Below are 20,413 nucleotides of genomic sequence, written 5' to 3' on the forward strand. Positions count from 1 at the left end.
AAACATCAAATTGATAAAACAACAATCAAAAAAGCAGAATAATCAATTTTAAATACCTATTGGATTAACTCTACATTGATTACTCTGCAATTTAATTAATTTAAGAAAAAAATCAATCCTCAGCCCAATTTTGACTACGCTGAACTGCCTTCAACCACCCCTTATACATGACTTCAGTTTCTTCAAGGCTAGTACGTGGTTCGAAAACTTTTTCTATTGCAGACTTATTCCTTAATTCATTCAAATCTTGCCAAAAACCTGTTGCCAGTCCTGCAAGAAAAGCAGCTCCTAGGGCTGTTGTTTCTTTCATGGTTGGTCTTTCAACTGGAGTGGCTAAAATATCAGCCTGAAATTGCATTAGGAAATTATTAGCTGTTACTCCGCCATCGACTCTAAGTGTACGAAGCTCTTCTTCTGCATCTTGCTGCATCGCATCAAGTACGTCTCGTGTCTGGTAAGCAATTGACTCTAAAGTTGCACGGATAATATGTTCTATACTTGCTCCTCGCGTAAGTCCAAAAATCGCCCCACGCGCTGTAGGATCCCAATATGGCGCGCCCAATCCCGTAAAAGCAGGTACAACATATACCCCATTACTATCTTTTACCCGTGTCGCATAATATTCAGAATCCTGTGCATTACTAATAACTTTCAGCTCATCACGAAGCCATTGAACACACGAGCCACCATTAAACACGGCGCCCTCTAAAGCATAGTTCACTTCACCATTTGCACCGCAAGCAATCGTGGTCAGTAATCCATGTTCAGATCTAACAGCTTTTTTCCCCGTATTCATTAAAAGAAAGCAGCCTGTACCATAGGTATTTTTTGCTTGCCCCGGTTCTACACACATTTGTCCAAAAAGTGCAGCTTGTTGATCCCCCGCTATACCAGCGATTGGAATGCCAACCTCTTGCCCACTAATCGTATGTGTATAACCATAAACTTCAGATGAACTACGTACCTCTGGTAGCATTGCTTTTGGAATATCTAAGGCTTGTAAAAGTTTCTCATCCCATTCAAGCTTTTCAATATCAAAAAGCATGGTTCGTGAAGCATTGGTAAAATCAGTGACATGGGCTGCGCCATTGGTTAACTTCCAGATTAACCATGTATCGACCGTACCAAATAATAACTCCCCTCGCTCGGCACGTTCACGGCTTCCTTCCACATGGTCTAGAATCCATTTTATTTTGGTGGCAGAAAAATACGGATCAATGACTAAACCTGTTGTTTTACGAATGTATTCTTGCCATCCTGCCTTTTGTAATTGATTACATATCTCTGTAGTTTGACGGCTCTGCCAAACAATCGCATTGTAAATAGGTTTTCCTGTTTTCTTATCCCATACAATGGTGGTTTCTCGCTGGTTTGTAATCCCAATTGCCGCAACTTGTTCACTTTTGATACTCGCTTGAGCCAATGCCTCTACCCACACAGCACTTTGTGTCGCCCAAATTTCCATAGGATCGTGTTCAACCCAACCTGGTTGAGGATAAATCTGGGTAAATTCTCTTTGAGCAATACTTACAACGTTAGCATCATGATCTAAAACAATTGCTCTTGAGCTTGTTGTGCCCTGATCAAAAGCAACAATATATTTTTTCGGGCAATTTGACATCTGAATATCCCTTTCATTATTTACACACATCTAGCTCATGAAGACGAAACATCATGTCTAACTGTATTATTCAAAATTTTCTTTGGAATATATCACTGTTTTTAACGCATATATTGCTTCTTAAACTGAACATTGGTCATTCTTTATCAATTTTTTATCTTTATGGGAAAATAATAGGCACTAAGACAAAATTAGCGACAAGAATATGCCAATTTTCTAATTTGAAATCACATAAATTTTCAACTTATTCCTTTGCTTAAATAATAAACATTGTTTTACAGACATAAAAAAAATAAAGTGGAATACTCCTCTGGATAATATGTAAAAACGGAATAAATTCTCTCTTTTTTAGTATTCAACCCAAGCGAAACATGGAGCGACCCATGGTTGATCAACCTTCTACAGCAACAACTCCACATTCTAATTTAGATACAAAAACTCGCCTAAAATCAATTTTGGGTGGTTCCGCTGGTAACCTCGTCGAATGGTACGACTGGTATGTATATGCCGCATTTACCCTCTATTTTGCTCATGCTTTTTTCCCAAAAGGTAGCCAAACTGCACAGTTGCTACAAGCTGCCGCTATTTTTGCTGTAGGTTTTTTAATGCGCCCGATCGGTGCATGGATTATGGGAATTTATTCAGACCGCAAAGGACGTAAAGCTGGTCTTACACTTTCCGTCACTTTAATGTGTGTAGGTTCACTTCTTATTGCTGTGACACCAAGTTATGAAAGTATTGGTGTATTTGCCCCTCTTTTATTAGTCGTCGCCCGTTTAATTCAAGGCTTAAGCGTAGGCGGTGAATATGGTGCCAGTGCCACTTATTTAAGTGAGATGGCCGAAAAAAATCGGCGTGGTTTTTTCTCAAGCTTTCAATATGTCACCTTAATTGCAGGACAACTGACGGCTCTATGCGTTCTTTTAATATTACAAATGGTATTAACCGAACAACAGTTGCATGATTGGGGATGGCGTATTCCATTTTTTATTGGTGCTTTACTTGCCATTGTTGTGTTCCGTATTCGTCGTGGCTTATTAGAAACACAATCTTTTAAAAATGCCCAAGCTGAAAAAGACCAACCAGAATCGGGTATGTTTGCTTTATTTAAGCACTATCCGAAAGAAGCTTTTACAGTATTATTTTTAACAGCAGGTGGAACTTTAGCTTTTTATACCTACACCACTTACCTACAAAAATATTTAGTGAATACTTCCGGATTTACAAAACCCGAAGCCACTCAAATTACCACGTTAGCGCTGTTTATTTTCATGTGTTTACAACCTGTAGCTGGTGCTTTGTCAGACCGAATCGGACGTAAACCACTTATGATTGCCTTTGGTGTAACTGGGGTTTTATTTACTTATATTTTATTTAATACCCTTGCAACCACACATAACTATTGGACTGCTTTTTGGTTGTGTTTGGCTGGTCTAGTCATGGTAACAGGATATACATCAATTAATGCTGTGGTTAAAGCAGAGCTCTTTCCTGCACATATTCGTGCTTTAGGGGTCGCATTACCCTACGCGATTGCCAATACGTTATTTGGCGGTACAGCAGAGTTCTTTGCTTTAAGTTTTAAAGAAGCTGGACATGAATCTTGGTACTTTATTTATGTAAGTATTATGATCTTCATTTCACTTATTATTTATATTTTTATGAAAGATACCAAGCATCATTCAAAAATTAAAGAACATTAATAATTTATCAATAAGCGCTAATATCGCCAGCCGATATTAGCTCAAATCGTGCGATTAAGCCCCAACAACCGTTGTCTTTTATGAGATACTAGAGATAAGAATATAAGGATGATACTGATGAATAGAAGTATTTTATGTTTGGCATTAAGCAGTATGTTTATTTTAACGGCTTGTCAGACCACCCCTCGACAATATAATGGCTCAACTGGCTATCAAATTGAAAACCAAACAAAAACTTCGGCAACTTTAGCTTATACATTGGCTAGCCGCACGAATCAGCAGTTAGATGAACGTAAATTGCAACGTGCTTGTCAAAATGTATTGGGTGCTCAAAAAGTTTATAAATTATCAGTTCTAAGTATTAATGAAATTTCAAACCCAGCCCAACAAGAACATTATGGTGTTCAATTGGGTGAAACTCGTGCGTCATTTGGTTTATCGAATACACCGAGCTTAAACAATGGTGAAGATTATGCGACACGCCAAGCGCTTGAAGCACGCCCAAGTACGCTAAAAGTAGTTCGTTATACGTGTTCTTAATCTAATTAAGACGCTGTTCTTTTACAGCGTCTTATAAAAACTTACATTTCTAAATTCTTTAGCTTCATCAAGGTCCGGCCATGTTGATGCACTTCTTTCATCAATCTTTTGATATTTAGGATGACTAAAGTTTTTAACACGGCTATCGGCCACCCAAACCTCTGGTGCAAACTTCAAGAATTCATCTAAAAAGAAACGGTTGCACTGGTCATACAACACATCAGCAGCCAATAAAACATCAACTTGCTCTGCTTTATATAAATCGTCTAAATATTCCAATTCAACGTCGTTCAACAAAGCATTTTCGCGACAAGCATTCAAACTCACTTGATCAATATCACAGCAGATTACTCGTTTTGCTCCTGCCATTTTTGCAGCAATTGCAACTACACCCGAACCTGCACCAAAATCGAGAACAACCTTATCTTTGACATGATGTGGCTCTGCGAGTAACCACTTTGCCATTGCTAAACCGGAAGCCCAGCAAAAAATCCAATAGGGTGTGTCATTCCAAATACGGCGAATAACTTCATCATCTAAGCGATCAGTTGGGAAAACGGGCGGAATCAACCACAAGGAAACAGGTGTTTCTGGTAACTGTTGTACCATCAACTCACAATGAGGAATGACTTCATGCAAGGCTTGAAGTAAATGTTCAGGGGCTTTGGCAAATTGAAAGGTGCAGCTCATAAATAAGCTCAACAATTTATAATTACTATTTGATACGCGTTAACGTCATCCGCAATTGTTCGAGGCAGCACTACATTAGACTAAAATGTTTCTGCGACCCATCTATGGCTAACCAGTAGCTGACGAGTTTTGCGGATGACAAATGGTTTTGGTTACTTTTCCCGAAAGAAAAGTAACATACGTGCTCCTAACATTTACGCTAAACGGTAGGACGCCGTCGTGAATAAATTAAATTAACCTAAAGCTTTTTCAGCAGCTTCTACAGTTTGACGAATCAAAGTAGTAATTGTCATTGGACCTACACCACCTGGTACTGGTGTGTAAGCAGAAGCAATTTCTTCGATACCTTGTAACTGGATATCACCAACACCACCGCCATCACGAGGATGGAAACCAGCATCGACAACCACTGCGCCTTGTTTAATCCAATCTTTTTGGATGAGTTCAGCTTTACCGACAGCACCAACAATAATATCAGCCTGTTTAACAAGTTCAGCTAAATTTTGAGTACGTGAATGGCAAATCGTTACTGTTGCATTCGCTTGCAATAGCATCATTGCCATTGGTTTACCTAAAATTGCTGAACGACCCACCACAACCGCATGTTTGCCCGCAATTTCAATATTGTTTTCTTTTAAAATGGTCATAATGCCCGCAGGAGTTGCTGAACCATATGCAGCTTCGCCCATAGCCATACGGCCAAAACCAAGACAAGTTACGCCATCAACATCTTTAGCTAATGAGATTGCATCGAAACATGCACGCTCATCAATTTGTGCAGGTACTGGATGTTGTAAAAGAATACCGTGAACATCTGGATTGGCATTAAGCTTTTCGATTTCTGCTAATAATTGTTCTGTTGTCGTTTCTTGTGATAATTCAATTTTTAAAGAGTCCATACCTACTCGACGGCAAGCATTTCCTTTCATGCGTACATAAGTTGCAGATGCGCCATCATCCCCAACTAAAATAGTCGCCAAAATTGGGGTACGACCTGTTTTAGCTTTTAAAGCTTCAACACGTACTGACAAATTTTCTTCAATTTGCTTTGCTAATGCACGACCGTCTAAAACCAATGCCACAGCACATCTCCAAGGTAGACATGAATTTAATGTGCCAATAATACATGATTATTTGGACAAATTTATTCTAGATGTTGCTTTTATGTTCATCTTATCTCAAAACAGTATTGTTTTTTTTCTAAAGGTTGCTAATATGTGCATCACCAAATGTAGGCGGGGTGGCAGAGTGGTCATGCAGCGGACTGCAACTCCGTGGACGCCGGTTCGATTCCGACCTCCGCCTCCAAATTTGGTAAAGCCCGGGTGGTGAAATAGGTAGACACAGGGGATTTAAAATCCCCCGCCCACAAAGCGTGCCGGTTCGAGTCCGGCCCCGGGCACCATTTTCTAGTATAGAAAATGGTGCAATAAAAAATCCAGCGTAAGCTGGTTTTTTTATGCCTATAAAAAAAGGATGCTTATTAGCACCCTTCCCCACCCTATGTATTTAAGCAGTTTTTTGTTTATCTTTTTCAGGTGTCAAGTTCACATCCAACACCAATTGATATTGTCGACTTGAATCTACTTTATATTCTGCATTTTTAATTGAATCTACAAAAATCCAGTCCGACTGCACCTGTTTATCATCGAGTGTAACCACCAAATAACCGCGCTGATTTAAATTACAATACGCTAACTCATCAATAAGCGTAGTAAAGGCAAATTCAAACTGTTGTAGTTGAGCCATTGGAATACTTAAATACTTTTCGAGGCCTGGTGAAGATACAGAACTTGTCGCCAACTCAACACCAACATATTGGCCTTTTTGGCTATACAAATAAGATGCCCATGCATTATGAGTATCGCCAGCCAGAACAATAACTTTCTTATTTAAACTCGCTAAGTTTTCATATACGGTTTCACGTTCAGCATAAAAACCATCCCAAGCATCCAGATTATATGGCACTACTGTTGTGACGCGTGCCTTTTCTTGCACAGTTAAAGTTGGATCACCTTGTTCTAAACGCAATTTCAATGTGACTAATTCCGTAATTTGAGCATTCATTTTAGCCAAAGTTTCAGCAGAAGCTCCACCCGAAGTAATTTGCCCTAAAGACAACAATAACTCGGCAGGAATCCACATCTTACTCATTAGAACTTGCTGTCCGATCACATTCCATGTTGCCGTAGATTGCTTTAATTTACCAACCAACCAATCCCTTTGTGTATAGCCCATTAAAGTCCGCTTTGGATTCGTTAAATCAGCCTGAAACTTCTGAGCATCCAAACCAACAGCTGTCATATAATCAGCATATTCAAGCTGTTTATCTCGCGCAATAATACGTGTATCTAACATCGTCAGCTCAACCAAAGAGCCAAAATTAAATTGTCGGTAAATATTTAGATGATCTGTACTAGAAACGGGACGAATTGGCATCCATTCGAAATATGCTTGTAGAGCAGCTAATTTACGATCAGAAAAAGATCCTTCATTATCTTGATGATTTTCCGCACCATCACGCCAAGTATCATTTGCTAACTCATGGTCATCCCAAATTACAATGAAAGGATGACGCTGGTGAGCTGCCTGCAAGTCTTTATCTTGGCGATATAACGCATAACGTTTGCGATAATCATCTAGTTTAATAATTTCTTTATTATTATCTGCCGGCAAGGTTCGACCGAGTTTCGCAGCATCTTCAGTCGCATAGCCATCTGCCCCATATTCATAAATATAATCACCCAAATGAATAATGACATCGACATTCTGCTTTGCCAACTCACGGTAAACATAAAAATAACCCGCCGGATAATTAGAACAAGAACATACCGCAAAACTAACTTTATTGGTGTTTATTGGTAATGTTTTAGTTTGACCGACAGATGAAATTTTATTACCAAAACGGAAACGATAATAATAAACGGTATTCGCTTGCAGCCCTGTTGCATCTACTTTCACGGTAAAATCATCAGTCTTGCTCGTTTCAACCATCCCCGTCTTTAAATTCTGTTTAAACTGATTATCAGTGGCAATTTCCCAAGTCACTTTAAGGCGTGCACTAAGATCTACTGGTGTTAATCGCGTCCATAAAATCACTTTATCTTGCAAAGGGTCACCGCTCGCAACTCCATGTAAAAAATCTGCTTGTACCTCTGCACTTTCATCATCTGAGCCATCATTACAACCCGTAAAAGCTACAGGCAAAGACAGTGCCCCAAAACCGAATAGACTTTTTTGAATTAATTCTCGGCGTGAAATTTTTTCTGACATACAACTACCTAAGTTTTAAGCAATGAGTGCTTTAAACTTAGATATACAAGATGAACAACTGATATCAATTTGATGAAGAAATTATGACTCAAGTAGATCTTATTCTTAAATAGATGTACGAACTGATTGAAAATAAAGCAAACTATTCGATTTTCTCTTGCCAACTTCCTTCTTGTCATCTATTATTGCGCACATGCCCGGGTGGTGAAATAGGTAGACACAGGGGATTTAAAATCCCCCGCCCACAAAGCGTGCCGGTTCGAGTCCGGCCCCGGGCACCATTTTCAAATAGTGAATTTGGTGTTACAAAGAATCCAGCGTAAGCTGGTTTTTTTATGCCTAATTATAAATAAATTGTATGATAAGAATATTATTACTTTTATTTAGCATCCTTCTCTTAACAAAGATTCATGCTACAGATCTTTTTCTAGCACTGTTTATTTCAAAGATAACCATTAGTATTTTTCAGGTTGCTCTATCACCAAAGATGATTATTTAATTAACGCACCTAAGCAGATCATAGATAAATTCAAAATATGAGAACAAAAACGAGAAATTTATTGGATGAGTTTATTAGCAGACACCGATTATCAAGAGAAAGGTGTTTTAGTGTTAAAAATTAAAGAAATAAACGAAATTCATTTAAAGACTTCTTGCCATTTATTAGATGCATTAGAAAATATTATGAATCGAGAGTAATCACCACTCTCGATTCATAACCAGTTCTTCCATCTCAAGATCTAAATATCCTGCACCCTGCGCCACCATCATCATTGCTTCAGCAATATAATCAGCTGCACTATCATCTAGTGAAGAATCCAGATCTTCGAACTGTGGTTTCATTTCATTAATTTCAATAACAGTTTGATGAGCATATCGATAGATATCCTGATCAGCTAAAGCAGACTTTTGAACTTTTTTGGCAAATTGTTCAATTAACTGCTTAAGTTCAGCGACTAAAATATCTGGATAATATTCATCATCAAACATGGGGAGAAGTAAGTCTTCAAACATACAAAAGTTTACACAGCAGCAGAAACTTGCCGCTTATAACATATTTTCAAAACATTAACGACAATTTTCCCTGACTCACTCATCCATTTTATAAAATTAACTAATCATGAACGGATTATAAAAGCTTGTTTTTTCAAGCCTGTTCCATCGCTTTCCAAACGAGAATTGCCTCAGTCATTGCTTTTACATCATGTGCACGAACAATGGATGCTCCTTGCTGAATACTGAGCAAATGACCCGTAACACTTCCTACGGCACGCTGATCTGCAGCTGCACCCTTTAAAGCCTCACCAATAAAACGTTTACGAGAAAGGCCAGATAAAATTGGATAACCCATTTCACCAAGCTTCCAAAATTCATTTAACAGTCTTAAATTTTGCTGCGCATTTTTTGCAAAACCAAACCCAGGGTCGATAATAATATTCTGTTTTTTTACACCCGCAGTTAAAGCCCCATCTACACGCTGCTGAAGCTCTTGTATTACTTCTAGCGTTACATCCGTATATTGGTCTAGCTGATTCATTGTAGTGGGTTCACCACGCATATGCATGATCACCACAGGGATATCTAACTCAACAGCAGTTTTTAAAGCATTTGGTCGAGTAAGCGCACGTACATCATTCCAAATATGGGCACCCGCTTCTTTCGCTGCCCGAATAACATCTGGCTGACTTGTATCAATCGATAGAATCACCTCATGTCTAGCTAAAGCTTTAACTACAGGTACAACTCTTCGAATTTCCTCTTCTACACTTACTTCAGATGCCCCTGGACGGGTAGATTCCCCACCAATATCAATAATGGTAGCACCCTGCTCTATCATGATTAGCGAATGAGCAACAGCTTGGTCCACTTGATTATGCTTTCCACCATCACTAAAAGAATCGGGTGTGACATTTAAAATACCCATAACATGAGGCTGTGATAAATCTAACTGAAGCTGCCCACATTGTAGAATTTGCTGAGGTAAAGGCATTAACTGCATGACAAGCTCCAATTTAATATTCGGCAACATTTTAACAAGTCTCTGCTCGATATACTGCTGATTTCTTTTCGGCTTTGTCTGAAATACATGCATAAAAAAAGAGCCACATGACTGCGGCTCTTTTACTTAACAAATTTAGTTCATTGCTGGTAATGGTGGTGGTGTAGATGGACCATCTTTTGGTGGTTCAAATGCAGCCACTGGATTTTCAGCAACATATACCTTAGGTGGTTGTGGTTCACGACCTTCCATAATGTCACGGATTTGATCACGATCAATGGTTTCCCATTCCATCAAGGCTTTTACCATTGCATGTGCGATATCTTTATTACCTTCCAAGATATTGCGGGCAACTTTGTATTGCTCATCAAGAATACGGCGTACTTCTTCGTCAACCAACTGTTGAGTTGCTTCAGAAATCGTACGACTACCTACATTTCCAAAGAAACCATTCTGGTTTTCATCTTCGTAAACCATTACACCCATTTTGTCAGACATACCGTACTTAGTCACCATTGCACGCGCCATTTTAGTAGCTCGTTCAAAGTCATTTGAAGCACCAGTAGATTGCTGTTGAATAAATACTTCTTCAGCAATACGACCACCAAACAAAATCGCAATTTCGTTTAGCATCTTGTCTTTATAATGGCTAATCTGGTCTTGTTCAGGTAACTGCCAAGTTACACCCAAAGCCCAACCACGTGGCATGATCGTTACTTTATGAACAGGATCTGTACCAGGCAAAATCTCTGCAACAATTGCATGGCCAGCTTCATGATAAGCAGTTGCACGACGCTCTTCTTCACGTAGAACCATCGATTTACGCTCTGGCCCCATGTAGATTTTGTCTTTTGCATCTTCAAAATCATGCATATCAACAGTGTTCTTATTACGGCGTGCAGCAAATAATGCAGCTTCGTTAACAAGGTTTGCCAACTGTGCACCAGAGAAACCTGGCGTACCACGTGCTAACACTTTCATGTCCACACCTGTAACTGAAGGTAATTTTTTCAAATGTACATTCAGAATTTGCTCACGACCACGAATATCTGGTAAACCAACCATTACTTGACGGTCAAAACGACCTGGACGTAATAATGCTTTATCAAGCACATCAACACGGTTAGTTGCAGCAATAACGATTACGCCTTCATTACCTTCAAAACCATCCATTTCCACAAGCATCTGGTTTAAGGTTTGTTCACGCTCATCATGTCCACCACCTGTACCTGAACCACGGTGACGACCAACAGCATCAATCTCATCAATGAAAATGATACATGGGGCATGACGTTTCGCTTGCTCAAACATATCGCGGACACGAGACGCACCCACACCCACGAACATTTCTACAAAGTCAGAACCTGAAATGCTGAAGAAAGGAACTTTCGCTTCACCAGCAATTGCTTTAGCTAATAACGTTTTACCAGTACCCGGAGGACCAACCATAAGTACGCCACGAGGAATAGTAGCGCCCAAACGTTTGAATTTTGCAGGGTCTTTTAAGAAATCTACAATTTCAACAACTTCTTGTTTTGCTTCATCACAGCCGGCGACGTCAGAAAAATTGACTTTGATCTGGTCTTCAGAAAGCATTTTTGCCTTCGATTTACCAAAACTCATCGGTCCATTCTTTCCGCCTGCACCACCACCCATGTTACGCATAAAGAACATGAATAACAAAATGATTAACAGTACAGGGAAACTAGCAATGAGAAGTTGCATCAAAATGCCTTGACGTTGAGGAGCTGTTCCCTCTACAACAACATTTTGCTTATTTAAGCTTGGCATAAGCTCAGTGTCTTCAACTTGCGGACGAACAGTTTCAAACTGTGATCCGTTAGTTTTTTCACCATTAATATTTAAACCGTCAATTGTGACTTGCTTAATTTGGCCACTATTCACCGCTGCAACGAAATCTGAATATTTCATCGCAGTAGGCTTGTTGCGGTCACTGATATTACTGAAAATTAAAATCAGAACACCAAGTATTATTAGCCACAATACGGCATTCTTGAAGTAATCGCTCAAAGCTTTATTCCCATATCGATCTAATTTGATCATGCCCAATCTTGGCCGATCGTCATAAAAGCAGCAACTGTATTGCTTGCGGATAACCTAAAAGTACAAAATGCACAATTTTTAGGAGCTTGGCAAGTAAACTTTATTGCAATGCTTTCTTACGCCCTTGTCCAACCAAAAAAACTTCTTTAGAGCGTGCCCGAGAAGCTGCCGGTTTTACTGTCTTTAACACATCAAAACTATCAACTACTTGTTTACGAAACTCATCGAATCCTGCACCTTGGAACACTTTAACCACAAGTTGTCCATTAGGACCAAGAACCTTTTGAGCAAAATCTAAAGCCAGTTCACACAAGTAAATCTGTCTAGGTTGATCAACAGCCCTATTACCTGATGTATTGGGGGCCATATCAGAAATTACAATGTCTACTTGTCGCCCATTTAAAATATTTAACAATTTTTCAAATACATCTTCTTCTCTAAAGTCGCCTTGTAAGAAAGTGACATCAGGCAAAGCATCCATGGGCAAAATATCGGAAGCAATAACTAAACCTTTGCTACCAACAAGTTTTCCAGCGATTTGAGACCAACTACCAGGAGCCGCGCCTAAATCTACTACAGTCATGCCTGGCTTGATCAGCTTATATTTTTCTTGAATTTCAAGAAGTTTATAGGCCGCTCGAGCACGATACCCTTCCTTTTGTGCTTTTTTAACAAAAGGGTCGTCCAGATGTTCTCTCATCCACGCACGACTACTTTTCGACAATTTCTGGTTTGTAATGCGTGTTGCCATAACTCACTAAATATCAAAAAAACTTCTGATCGTTCATTGTACGTGAAAATTACTCTCATTACAGTACGGATGTAGCGTAATCTCACTAAGTTTTACAGTTTTTTTCCAATAATGTTGATCGATTATTTATACAGTTTTTCGTACATCTGGATTTAAGTTTTTTGCTATACTAAGCCGTTTTTAAAATCAGGTATTTTTAATGGCCGCTTTATCTATCCATGAACGTAAACGTTTACGTCAAATTGGTCATGTGCTTAATCCGGTTGTCATGATTGGTGGACAAGGCTTAACAGACGCGGTAATCGAAGAAACGCTTCGTGCCTTAAATGACCATGAACTTATTAAAGTTAAGATTGCTGGTGAAGACCGTGAAGCGCGTACTGCAACAATTGATGCAATTGTAGAAGCAACAGGTGCAGAAGCTGTGCAAAAAATTGGTAAAATTGTTTTGCTTTACAAAAAGGCTGCTAAACAAAACCAGCATTTGTCTAATCTTGTCCGTCACGCTCATCTAGCAAACTAATTTAATTTGACAAACTATGGCAAGTTACGAACTTTCAGCTTTTGATCGTTTTCAAGCTGTTTCCGTTGTTGGCGCAATTGAACAGCAAGCACCCTATACCTTAAATATCGGTTTTTGGATTCGTGATCCAAATCAACTTATTATCTGGCCTCAAGAAGTCGCGGCTCATCCTCGTCAAGATTTTTTATGGGAAGAAACTTGCTTCGAAATTTTTGTTGGCGTGCATGATGAAGATTATTATCGGGAAATTAATCTTTCCCCTTCTCAAGCATGGCAGTCATATCAGTTTGAAGAATATCGCTATCCAGAAACCATACCTCCCCTTGCTGCTTACGATATTGAACTGAATCATCTCAAGCGTACTCACTATGGCTTAAATGTTAGTCTTGATTTTGGACAATTTATGCAACAGCATCGCTTGAAATGGTCAAACCTTTATTTAGGTTTAACTACAGTTTTAAAGACCAAAGAAGGTATGCAGTACTATGCAATGCAACATAGTGGAAAAAGTGCAGATTTCCATAATAAACGTGACTGGTTACATCAGTTCTAAAAATAAAAAAGCGAGAAATTAATTCTCGCTTTTTTATAGCTGTATTAAAGCAGAGACCATTAATTGTCTCGTGCTTTATTCCAAGCTTCGACTGCATTATTTTTAGTACGTTTAATACTTTCACTTAAAGAATCTTTGTGTTTCAAAGAAATCTGGCTAATATCACCTTTAAGCTCTTTGCTCACTTTCGTTAAATCTTCAATAAGTGCATTAATTTCTGCTTTTAAAGCATTTTTAAGGTCAGACAACCCTTCTTGTGAAGTGCTAAACTGAGCTTTAATTACATCAAGACGTTGTAGAATATCTTGTTTAATTTGAACAAGTTGATTTTGAATATTCTTATTTAATTCGTGAGTTTCAGCTTCAATTTTCTCGTGAGTCTCACTTAAAACTTCTTTAACTTGTTCTTGAGTTTCAGTAATTGCTTCTTTTACCTGAGCTTTTGCTTCTGTAGCAGCCTCTTTAACTTGTTCAGTTTTTTCGGCAACAGTCTCTTTTACCTGCGCAGTTTTTGCAGTTACTGTTTTTTTAGCCTTAGTTGTAGTAGCAGCTATGGTTTCTTTTACTTCACTAACCTCTGCTTTTACTGATTCAACCGCTGCTTGAGTTTTTTCACTCACGTCTTTTGAAACTTCATTAGTGCTCATACTATTTCCTCATATTGTTTATTTTTTAACTAGCAATACAATAAATCGAGTTCCAAGAATTCTCCTTGCAAATTGTTAGACAATTTAGCAAAAGTATCTGAATCAGATGAGCGGATAATTTTTTTGTAAAAAGCAAGCAATGAATTATATTTTTTAGCAGAAAAGAAATAGACTTTAGAGGGTTCCATGCGTATAATGCGCTGTTAAGTTACAAGCGGGCAGACCGATAGGGAGGGCATGTTTTATCCAAACATTGCCGATCTTTTTTGGGTCTACTCGCTTTTTTACAGCCGAAATTCAGGAGCTTTGGTTTGAGCATCCCCGCCATTTTAGCCCTCGCAGATGGAACGATCTTTAAAGGAACGTCAATCGGCGCATCGGGAAATACGACTGGAGAAGTCGTTTTTAACACAGCCATGACTGGCTATCAAGAAATTTTGACTGACCCAAGTTATGCACAACAAATTGTGACATTAACTTACCCTCATATTGGTAACACTGGTTGTAACGCGGAAGACGTTGAATCTGGTCGCATCCATAAAGTATGGGCGAATGGTTTAATTATTCGTGACCTTCCACTACTTCACAGTAATTTCCGTGCTGAGCAGTCGTTGAGTGAATATTTACAAGCACATAATGTTGTTGCTATCGCAGATATCGATACTCGAAAACTGACTCGTATTTTACGTCAGACTGGCGCCCAAAACGGATGTATCCTTGCTGGCGAAAATATTACAGAAGAAGAAGCAATTGCAAAAGCACGTGCTTTTGGTGGCTTAAACGGTTTAGACCTTGCAAAAGAATGTTGTGATCCAACTGGTTTTGAATGGTCTGAAGGTTCATGGACCCTAGGCAAAGGCTTCTCTCAACCTGAATTAAAATACCATGTAGTTGCATACGATTACGGTGTCAAAACCAACATCTTGCGTATGCTTGCAGACCGCGGTTGCAAACTAACCGTTGTTCCTGCAGAAACTCCGGCTGAAAAAGTATTGGCACTTAATCCGGATGGCGTATTCCTCTCAAATGGTCCTGGCGACCCAGCTGCTTGTGATTACGCGATCGAAGCTGTAAAAACTATTGTTGAAACCACAACATTACCTGTATTTGGTATCTGCTTAGGTCACCAAATCTTGGCACTCGCTTCTGGTGCAAAAACTGTAAAAATGAACCATGGTCACCACGGTGCTAACCATCCTGTACAAAATCTTGAAGATGGTACAGTGATGATTACTTCACAAAACCATGGTTTTGCTGTAGATGCAGAAACTTTACCGGCTAACTTAAAAGCAACGCATAAATCATTGTTCGACGGTACCCTACAAGGTATCCACCGTACAGACAAACCAGCTTTCAGCTTCCAAGGTCACCCTGAAGCAAGTCCTGGTCCACATGATTGTGCACCTTTGTTCGATCATTTCATCGAACTTATCGAAGCATCTAAACAGTAATTACGGAGCGAATAATGCCTAAACGTACGGATATTAAAAGCATCTTAATTATTGGTGCTGGCCCGATTGTGATTGGACAGGCATGTGAGTTTGACTACTCAGGTGCTCAAGCGTGTAAAGCACTTCGTGAAGAAGGCTATCGTGTTATTTTGGTTAACTCTAATCCAGCAACCATCATGACAGACCCTTCAATGGCTGATGCAACTTATATTGAGCCGATTACTTGGCAAACAGTTGCACAGATTATTGAGAAAGAACGTCCAGATGCAGTATTGCCTACCATGGGTGGCCAAACTGCATTGAACTGTGCCCTCGCACTTGATGAGCATGGTGTTCTTGCTAAATATAATGTTGAATTAATTGGCGCAAGCAAAGAAGCGATTGAGAAAGCCGAAGATCGTAAACTCTTCGACATCGCTATGCGTAAAATTGGTTTGGAATGTCCAAAAGCTGCCATTGCTGAAACAATGGAAGAAGCTTTAGCAATCCAATCACGCTTTGGCTTCCCAGTAATTATCCGTCCATCATTTACAATGGGTGGTTCGGGCGGTGGTATTGCATATAACCGCGAAGAATTCCTTGAAATTTGTGAACGTGGTTTTGACCTCTCTCCTACTCACCAATTATTGATTGATGAATCTTTAATTGGCTGGAAAGAATACGAAATGGAAGTTGTTCGTGATAAAAACGACAACTGTATTATCGTATGTGCGATCGAAAACTTCGACCCAATGGGCGTTCACACAGGTGATTCAATTACCGTTGCTCCTGCTCAGACATTAACAGACAAAGAATATCAATTGATGCGTAATGCTTCAGTTGCAGTTCTTCGTGAAATTGGTGTTGAAACAGGTGGTTCTAACGTTCAATTCGGTATTAACCCGAAAGATGGACGTATGGTTGTTATTGAGATGAACCCGCGTGTATCTCGTTCATCTGCTCTTGCGTCTAAAGCAACAGGTTTCCCAATCGCGAAAATCGCAGCAAAACTTGCTGTTGGTTATACTCTTGATGAATTGAAAAATGACATCACTGGTGGCGTGACTCCTGCGAGCTTCGAACCATCGATTGACTATGTGGTAACGAAGATTCCTCGTTTTAACTTCGAGAAATTCCCACAAGCAGAACCAGTTCTTACCACTCAGATGAAATCTGTTGGTGAAGTGATGGCAATTGGCCGTAACTTCCAGGAATCTGTACAAAAAGCATTACGTGGTCTTGAAGTTGGTGTAAGCGGTTTCGATGAAAAAATCGAAGCTGGCGCAACAAATGCAAAAGAAACCATTTTAAAAGAGCTTAAAGTTCCAGGCCCTGAGCGTATCTGGTATGTAGCAGATGCTTTCCGTCATGGTTTCTCTTTAGATGAAGTGTTTGAAGCAACCAAAATTGATCGTTGGTTCCTCATTCAAATTCAAGACATCGTTAAAACTGAAGCTGAAGTAAAAGCTTTAGGTTTTGGTGACTTAAACGCTGACAATATCCGTGCTTTCAAACGCAAAGGTTTATCTGACCTTCGTATTGCGCACCTCATGGGTATTTCACAAAAGCAATTCCGTAAACAACGTTGGAACTTGGGTGTTTATCCAGTTTACAAACGTGTTGATACATGTGCTGCCGAGTTTGAATCTGGTACTGCATACATGTATTCAACTTACGATGAAGAATGTGAAGCAAACCCATCAAATCGTGACAAAATCATGGTGATTGGTGGTGGTCCAAACCGTATTGGTCAAGGTATCGAATTTGACTACTGCTGTGTACACGCTGCTTTAGCTATGCGTGAAGATGGTTATGAAACAATCATGGTTAACTGTAACCCTGAAACTGTTTCTACTGACTACGACACCTCAGATCGTTTGTACTTCGAACCTGTAACACTTGAAGATGTACTTGAAATCGTACGTACTGAGAAGCCAAAAGGCGTGATCGTACAGTACGGTGGTCAAACACCTCTTAAATTGGCACGTGCTTTAGAAGAAGCTGGTACACCAATTATTGGTACATCACCAGATGCAATTGACCGTGCAGAAGACCGTGAACGTTTCCAGCAAATGATCCAACGTTTACAGCTTCGTCAACCAAACAACAGCATTGTAAAATCTGCTGAAGAAGGTATCTCTGAAGCTGCGAAAGTAGGTTATCCGTTAGTTGTTCGTCCATCTTATGTATTAGGTGGTCGTGCAATGGAAATCGTATACAACGAAGAAGAACTTAAACGTTACCTTCGTGAAGCAGTTCAGGCATCTAACGAAGCCCCTGTTCTTCTTGACCGTTTCCTAGATGATGCAACTGAAGTTGATGTTGACTGTGTATCTGACGGTAAAGACGTTGTGATCGGCGGTATCATGCAGCACATCGAACAAGCAGGTATTCACTCAGGTGACTCTGCATGTTCAATTCCTCCTTATTCTTTATCTAAAGAAATTCAGGATGAAATGCGTCGTCAAACTGTTGCGATGGCAAAAGAACTTGGTGTGGTTGGTTTGATGAACGTTCAGTTCGCAGTTAAAGGCGATGATGTTTACGTTCTTGAAGTTAACCCACGTGCTTCACGTACAGTTCCATTCGTATCGAAATGTATTGGTGATTCTTTAGCAAAAGTAGCTGCACGTTGTATGGCTGGTCAATCTCTTGAATCTCAAGGATTTACTAAAGAAATCATTCCAACACACTTTGCTGTGAAAGAAGCTGTTTTCCCATTCGCTAAATTCCAAGGCGTAGACCCAATGCTTGGACCTGAGATGAAATCTACAGGTGAAGTCATGGGTGTAGGTAAAACATTTGGTGAAGCATTCTATAAAGCTGTTTTAGGCTCAAATGAACGCTTACCAGGTTTACCAACCGAAGGCGAAGTAAAACACGCGTTCTTATCAGTACGTGAATCTGACAAGAAATATATTGCAGATATCGCTAAGAAATTAGTTGTGTATGGCTTCAAGCTTATTGCAACAGGTGGTACATACCAAGTGCTTAAAGAAGCAGGTTTAGAGTGTGAATCTGTGAATAAAGTAACTGAAGGTCGTCCACATATTGTTGACCGCTTGAAAAATGGTGAAATACACCTTATTGTCAATACCACTGAAGGTAAACAGGCTCAATATGACTCTGCAATGATTCGTCGTGCTGCCCTACAAGGCAAAGTGTATTACACAACGACTATCAATGGTGCAGAAGCTGTTTGCCAAGCCTTTGCTGTGAAATTGCCAATGGATGTATACCGCTTGCAAGATTTAACTGTAGGTTAATTTGTTACCGATAAGTCCCGTCACCTTATCGGTGGCGGGATTTTTTCATTTTTTTTAACTGTGTTTTCTCAACTTAAGAGGGACCAAAATGCAACGTTATCCAATGACCCCTGAAGGTAAAATTGCCTTAGAGAAAGAATTACAACATTTAAAATCTGTTGAACGTCCACGTATTATTCAAGCCATTGCAGAAGCACGTGAACATGGTGACTTAAAGGAAAATGCTGAATATCATGCTGCGCGTGAACAGCAAGGTTTCTGTGAAGGTCGTATTCAGGATATCGAAGGTAAATTAGGCGCTGCTCAAGAAATTGATGTCAAAACACTTGAGCAAAATGGCCGTGTTGTTTTTGGTGTGACAGTAACGATTGAAAATCTTGATACTGAAGAACGTAAAACTTATAAAATTGTTGGCGATGACGAAGCAGATTTTAAAATTAATAAAATCTCGGTGAACTCACCAATCGCACGTGGTCTTTTGAGTAAGAGTGAAGGCGATGAAGTGAAAATCGTGACTCCTCAAGGCGAAGTCGAATATGAAATCGTAAGTGTAGAATATCTCTAAGATAATATACTTTAGCCCCTCTTTATGAGGGGTTTTTATTCAATACCATTGCTATATTCTTAGGAAATCACAAATGGTTACTTCTTTAATTAACACTCCAGTTCGTCATTGGTGTGAATTTGAATTTATCCATAAAACTGTGAAAAATCCAAATATCCATATTAAAGGAAATTATTCTTACTATTCGGCCTATTGGGACCAAGGTTTTGAACGATGTGTCGTACGTTATTTACATGATAAAGCCTCAACACCAGAGAAGCCGATTGACCAACTTTATATTGGCAATTTTGTTTGCTTTGGCGCTGAGTGTGTGATCATGATGGGCGGTAACCAACTTCATAGACCAGACTGGATTTCGACTTTCCCTTTTGATACCCGTAGTTTTTTAGCAGCTGGCGATACAGTAATTGCCGACGGATGTTGGGTTGGTAGTCGTGCAATGATTATGCAAGGAGTCAAACTTGGTGAAGGTGCAGTGGTTGCAACGGGAGCTGTAGTAACTAAAGATGTTCCACCCTATGCAATTGTTGGGGGCGTACCTGCGAAAATTATTAAATATCGCTTTCCTCAAGAACAAATTGATAAACTGCTTGCTTTAAAACTTTATGATTTAGATGAGAAACAGATTTTAAAAATACGTGAGTATCTACAAACTGACGATATAGATGCTTTATCTATACATATAGAAAATTTGCGCAATTTATAAAATATCATCTACATAATTTGTTGTTATAAAGCCACAAATGATTACGTGCTTGAATTTAAATCGTCAAAAAATAAGTATAAAG

The 20,413-nt window shown here is 39.4% G+C and carries 18 protein-coding genes and 3 tRNA genes; 11 read left to right on the plus strand and 10 right to left on the minus strand.

Annotated features, from left to right (window positions below; translation table 11 throughout):
- Positions 1 to 112: 112 nt before the first annotated feature.
- Complete coding sequence (gene glpK, locus OD757_RS04570) at positions 113 to 1,621, minus strand: glycerol kinase GlpK (protein ID WP_263030993.1); 1,509 nt, start codon at positions 1,619 to 1,621, stop codon at positions 113 to 115.
- A gap of 371 nt (positions 1,622 to 1,992) precedes the next feature.
- Between glpK and OD757_RS04575 the strand changes: the two genes are divergently transcribed.
- Together OD757_RS04575 and OD757_RS04580 are read left to right on the plus strand one after the other, a co-directional pair.
- Positions 1,993 to 3,324, plus strand: coding sequence for an MFS transporter (locus tag OD757_RS04575; RefSeq protein ID WP_081400165.1), 1,332 nt, complete (start codon positions 1,993 to 1,995; stop codon positions 3,322 to 3,324).
- A gap of 117 nt (positions 3,325 to 3,441) precedes the next feature.
- Complete coding sequence (locus OD757_RS04580; RefSeq protein ID WP_003650088.1) at positions 3,442 to 3,864, plus strand: hypothetical protein; 423 nt, start codon at positions 3,442 to 3,444, stop codon at positions 3,862 to 3,864.
- Between the two features lie 21 nt (positions 3,865 to 3,885).
- Here the strand turns inward: OD757_RS04580 and OD757_RS04585 are convergent, their stop codons facing one another.
- Together OD757_RS04585 and folD are read right to left on the minus strand one after the other, a co-directional pair.
- On the minus strand, positions 3,886 to 4,554 hold the full coding sequence (locus tag OD757_RS04585) for a class I SAM-dependent methyltransferase (RefSeq protein ID WP_263030994.1): 669 nt from the start codon (positions 4,552 to 4,554) through the stop codon (positions 3,886 to 3,888).
- Positions 4,555 to 4,787: 233 nt separating this feature from the next.
- A complete protein-coding gene (gene folD / locus OD757_RS04590) occupies positions 4,788 to 5,636 on the minus strand; it encodes a bifunctional methylenetetrahydrofolate dehydrogenase/methenyltetrahydrofolate cyclohydrolase FolD (protein WP_005307926.1) in 849 nt (282 codons plus the stop codon).
- 152 nt (positions 5,637 to 5,788) lie between these two features.
- Here folD and OD757_RS04595 point away from each other — a divergent pair.
- Both OD757_RS04595 and OD757_RS04600 read left to right on the plus strand, forming a co-directional pair.
- A tRNA-Cys gene (locus tag OD757_RS04595) sits at positions 5,789 to 5,862 on the plus strand.
- Positions 5,863 to 5,873: 11 nt separating this feature from the next.
- A tRNA-Leu gene (locus tag OD757_RS04600) sits at positions 5,874 to 5,959 on the plus strand.
- 104 nt (positions 5,960 to 6,063) lie between these two features.
- Here OD757_RS04600 and OD757_RS04605 read toward each other — a convergent pair.
- Complete coding sequence (locus OD757_RS04605) at positions 6,064 to 7,827, minus strand: alkaline phosphatase D family protein (protein WP_263030995.1); 1,764 nt, start codon at positions 7,825 to 7,827, stop codon at positions 6,064 to 6,066.
- Between the two features lie 195 nt (positions 7,828 to 8,022).
- Between OD757_RS04605 and OD757_RS04610 the strand changes: the two genes are divergently transcribed.
- Positions 8,023 to 8,108 (plus strand) — tRNA-Leu (locus OD757_RS04610).
- A gap of 418 nt (positions 8,109 to 8,526) precedes the next feature.
- Here OD757_RS04610 and OD757_RS04615 read toward each other — a convergent pair.
- From OD757_RS04615 to rlmE, 4 genes are all read right to left on the minus strand, one after another.
- Positions 8,527 to 8,841, minus strand: a complete 315-nt coding sequence (locus OD757_RS04615; protein WP_005038721.1) for a DUF5713 family protein — start codon at positions 8,839 to 8,841, stop codon at positions 8,527 to 8,529.
- 133 nt (positions 8,842 to 8,974) lie between these two features.
- Positions 8,975 to 9,826: a dihydropteroate synthase gene (folP, locus tag OD757_RS04620; protein WP_263030996.1), complete on the minus strand. Its 852-nt coding sequence runs from the start codon at positions 9,824 to 9,826 to the stop codon at positions 8,975 to 8,977.
- A gap of 135 nt (positions 9,827 to 9,961) precedes the next feature.
- Positions 9,962 to 11,857, minus strand: coding sequence for an ATP-dependent zinc metalloprotease FtsH (gene ftsH / locus OD757_RS04625; protein ID WP_034591375.1), 1,896 nt, complete (start codon positions 11,855 to 11,857; stop codon positions 9,962 to 9,964).
- A 133-nt stretch (positions 11,858 to 11,990) separates the two neighbouring features.
- Positions 11,991 to 12,641, minus strand: coding sequence for a 23S rRNA (uridine(2552)-2'-O)-methyltransferase RlmE (rlmE, locus tag OD757_RS04630; RefSeq protein ID WP_004790464.1), 651 nt, complete (start codon positions 12,639 to 12,641; stop codon positions 11,991 to 11,993).
- Positions 12,642 to 12,840: 199 nt separating this feature from the next.
- On the opposite strand from rlmE, the gene yhbY reads away from it, so the two are divergent.
- Together yhbY and OD757_RS04640 are read left to right on the plus strand one after the other, a co-directional pair.
- Complete coding sequence (gene yhbY, locus OD757_RS04635; protein WP_009392179.1) at positions 12,841 to 13,164, plus strand: ribosome assembly RNA-binding protein YhbY; 324 nt, start codon at positions 12,841 to 12,843, stop codon at positions 13,162 to 13,164.
- Between the two features lie 16 nt (positions 13,165 to 13,180).
- Entirely contained in the window at positions 13,181 to 13,717 is a 537-nt protein-coding gene (locus OD757_RS04640; RefSeq protein ID WP_263030997.1) for a DOMON-like domain-containing protein, read from the plus strand.
- 59 nt (positions 13,718 to 13,776) lie between these two features.
- Here OD757_RS04640 and OD757_RS04645 read toward each other — a convergent pair whose 3' ends face one another.
- Complete coding sequence (locus OD757_RS04645) at positions 13,777 to 14,364, minus strand: hypothetical protein (RefSeq protein ID WP_263030998.1); 588 nt, start codon at positions 14,362 to 14,364, stop codon at positions 13,777 to 13,779.
- A 29-nt stretch (positions 14,365 to 14,393) separates the two neighbouring features.
- Positions 14,394 to 14,552: a hypothetical protein gene (locus tag OD757_RS04650; RefSeq protein ID WP_009392169.1), complete on the minus strand. Its 159-nt coding sequence runs from the start codon at positions 14,550 to 14,552 to the stop codon at positions 14,394 to 14,396.
- 123 nt (positions 14,553 to 14,675) lie between these two features.
- Between OD757_RS04650 and carA the strand changes: the two genes are divergently transcribed.
- The 4 genes from carA (at position 14,676) to OD757_RS04670 (ending at position 20,331) form a co-directional block, all read left to right on the plus strand.
- Positions 14,676 to 15,815, plus strand: a complete 1,140-nt coding sequence (carA, locus tag OD757_RS04655) for a glutamine-hydrolyzing carbamoyl-phosphate synthase small subunit (protein ID WP_009392182.1) — start codon at positions 14,676 to 14,678, stop codon at positions 15,813 to 15,815.
- 14 nt (positions 15,816 to 15,829) lie between these two features.
- Positions 15,830 to 19,060 (plus strand): carbamoyl-phosphate synthase large subunit, encoded by a 3,231-nt coding sequence (carB, locus tag OD757_RS04660; protein WP_263030999.1) that lies wholly within the window; start codon positions 15,830 to 15,832, stop codon positions 19,058 to 19,060.
- Positions 19,061 to 19,148: 88 nt separating this feature from the next.
- On the plus strand, positions 19,149 to 19,625 hold the full coding sequence (gene greA, locus OD757_RS04665; RefSeq protein ID WP_005307940.1) for a transcription elongation factor GreA: 477 nt from the start codon (positions 19,149 to 19,151) through the stop codon (positions 19,623 to 19,625).
- Positions 19,626 to 19,698: 73 nt separating this feature from the next.
- Positions 19,699 to 20,331 (plus strand): CatB-related O-acetyltransferase, encoded by a 633-nt coding sequence (locus tag OD757_RS04670; protein ID WP_263031000.1) that lies wholly within the window; start codon positions 19,699 to 19,701, stop codon positions 20,329 to 20,331.
- The last annotated feature ends 82 nt before the right edge of the window (positions 20,332 to 20,413 follow it).

It is taken from the genome of Acinetobacter sp. AYS6, assembly GCF_025630795.1.
In the GTDB taxonomy this organism is placed as follows: Bacteria; Pseudomonadota; Gammaproteobacteria; order Pseudomonadales; family Moraxellaceae; genus Acinetobacter.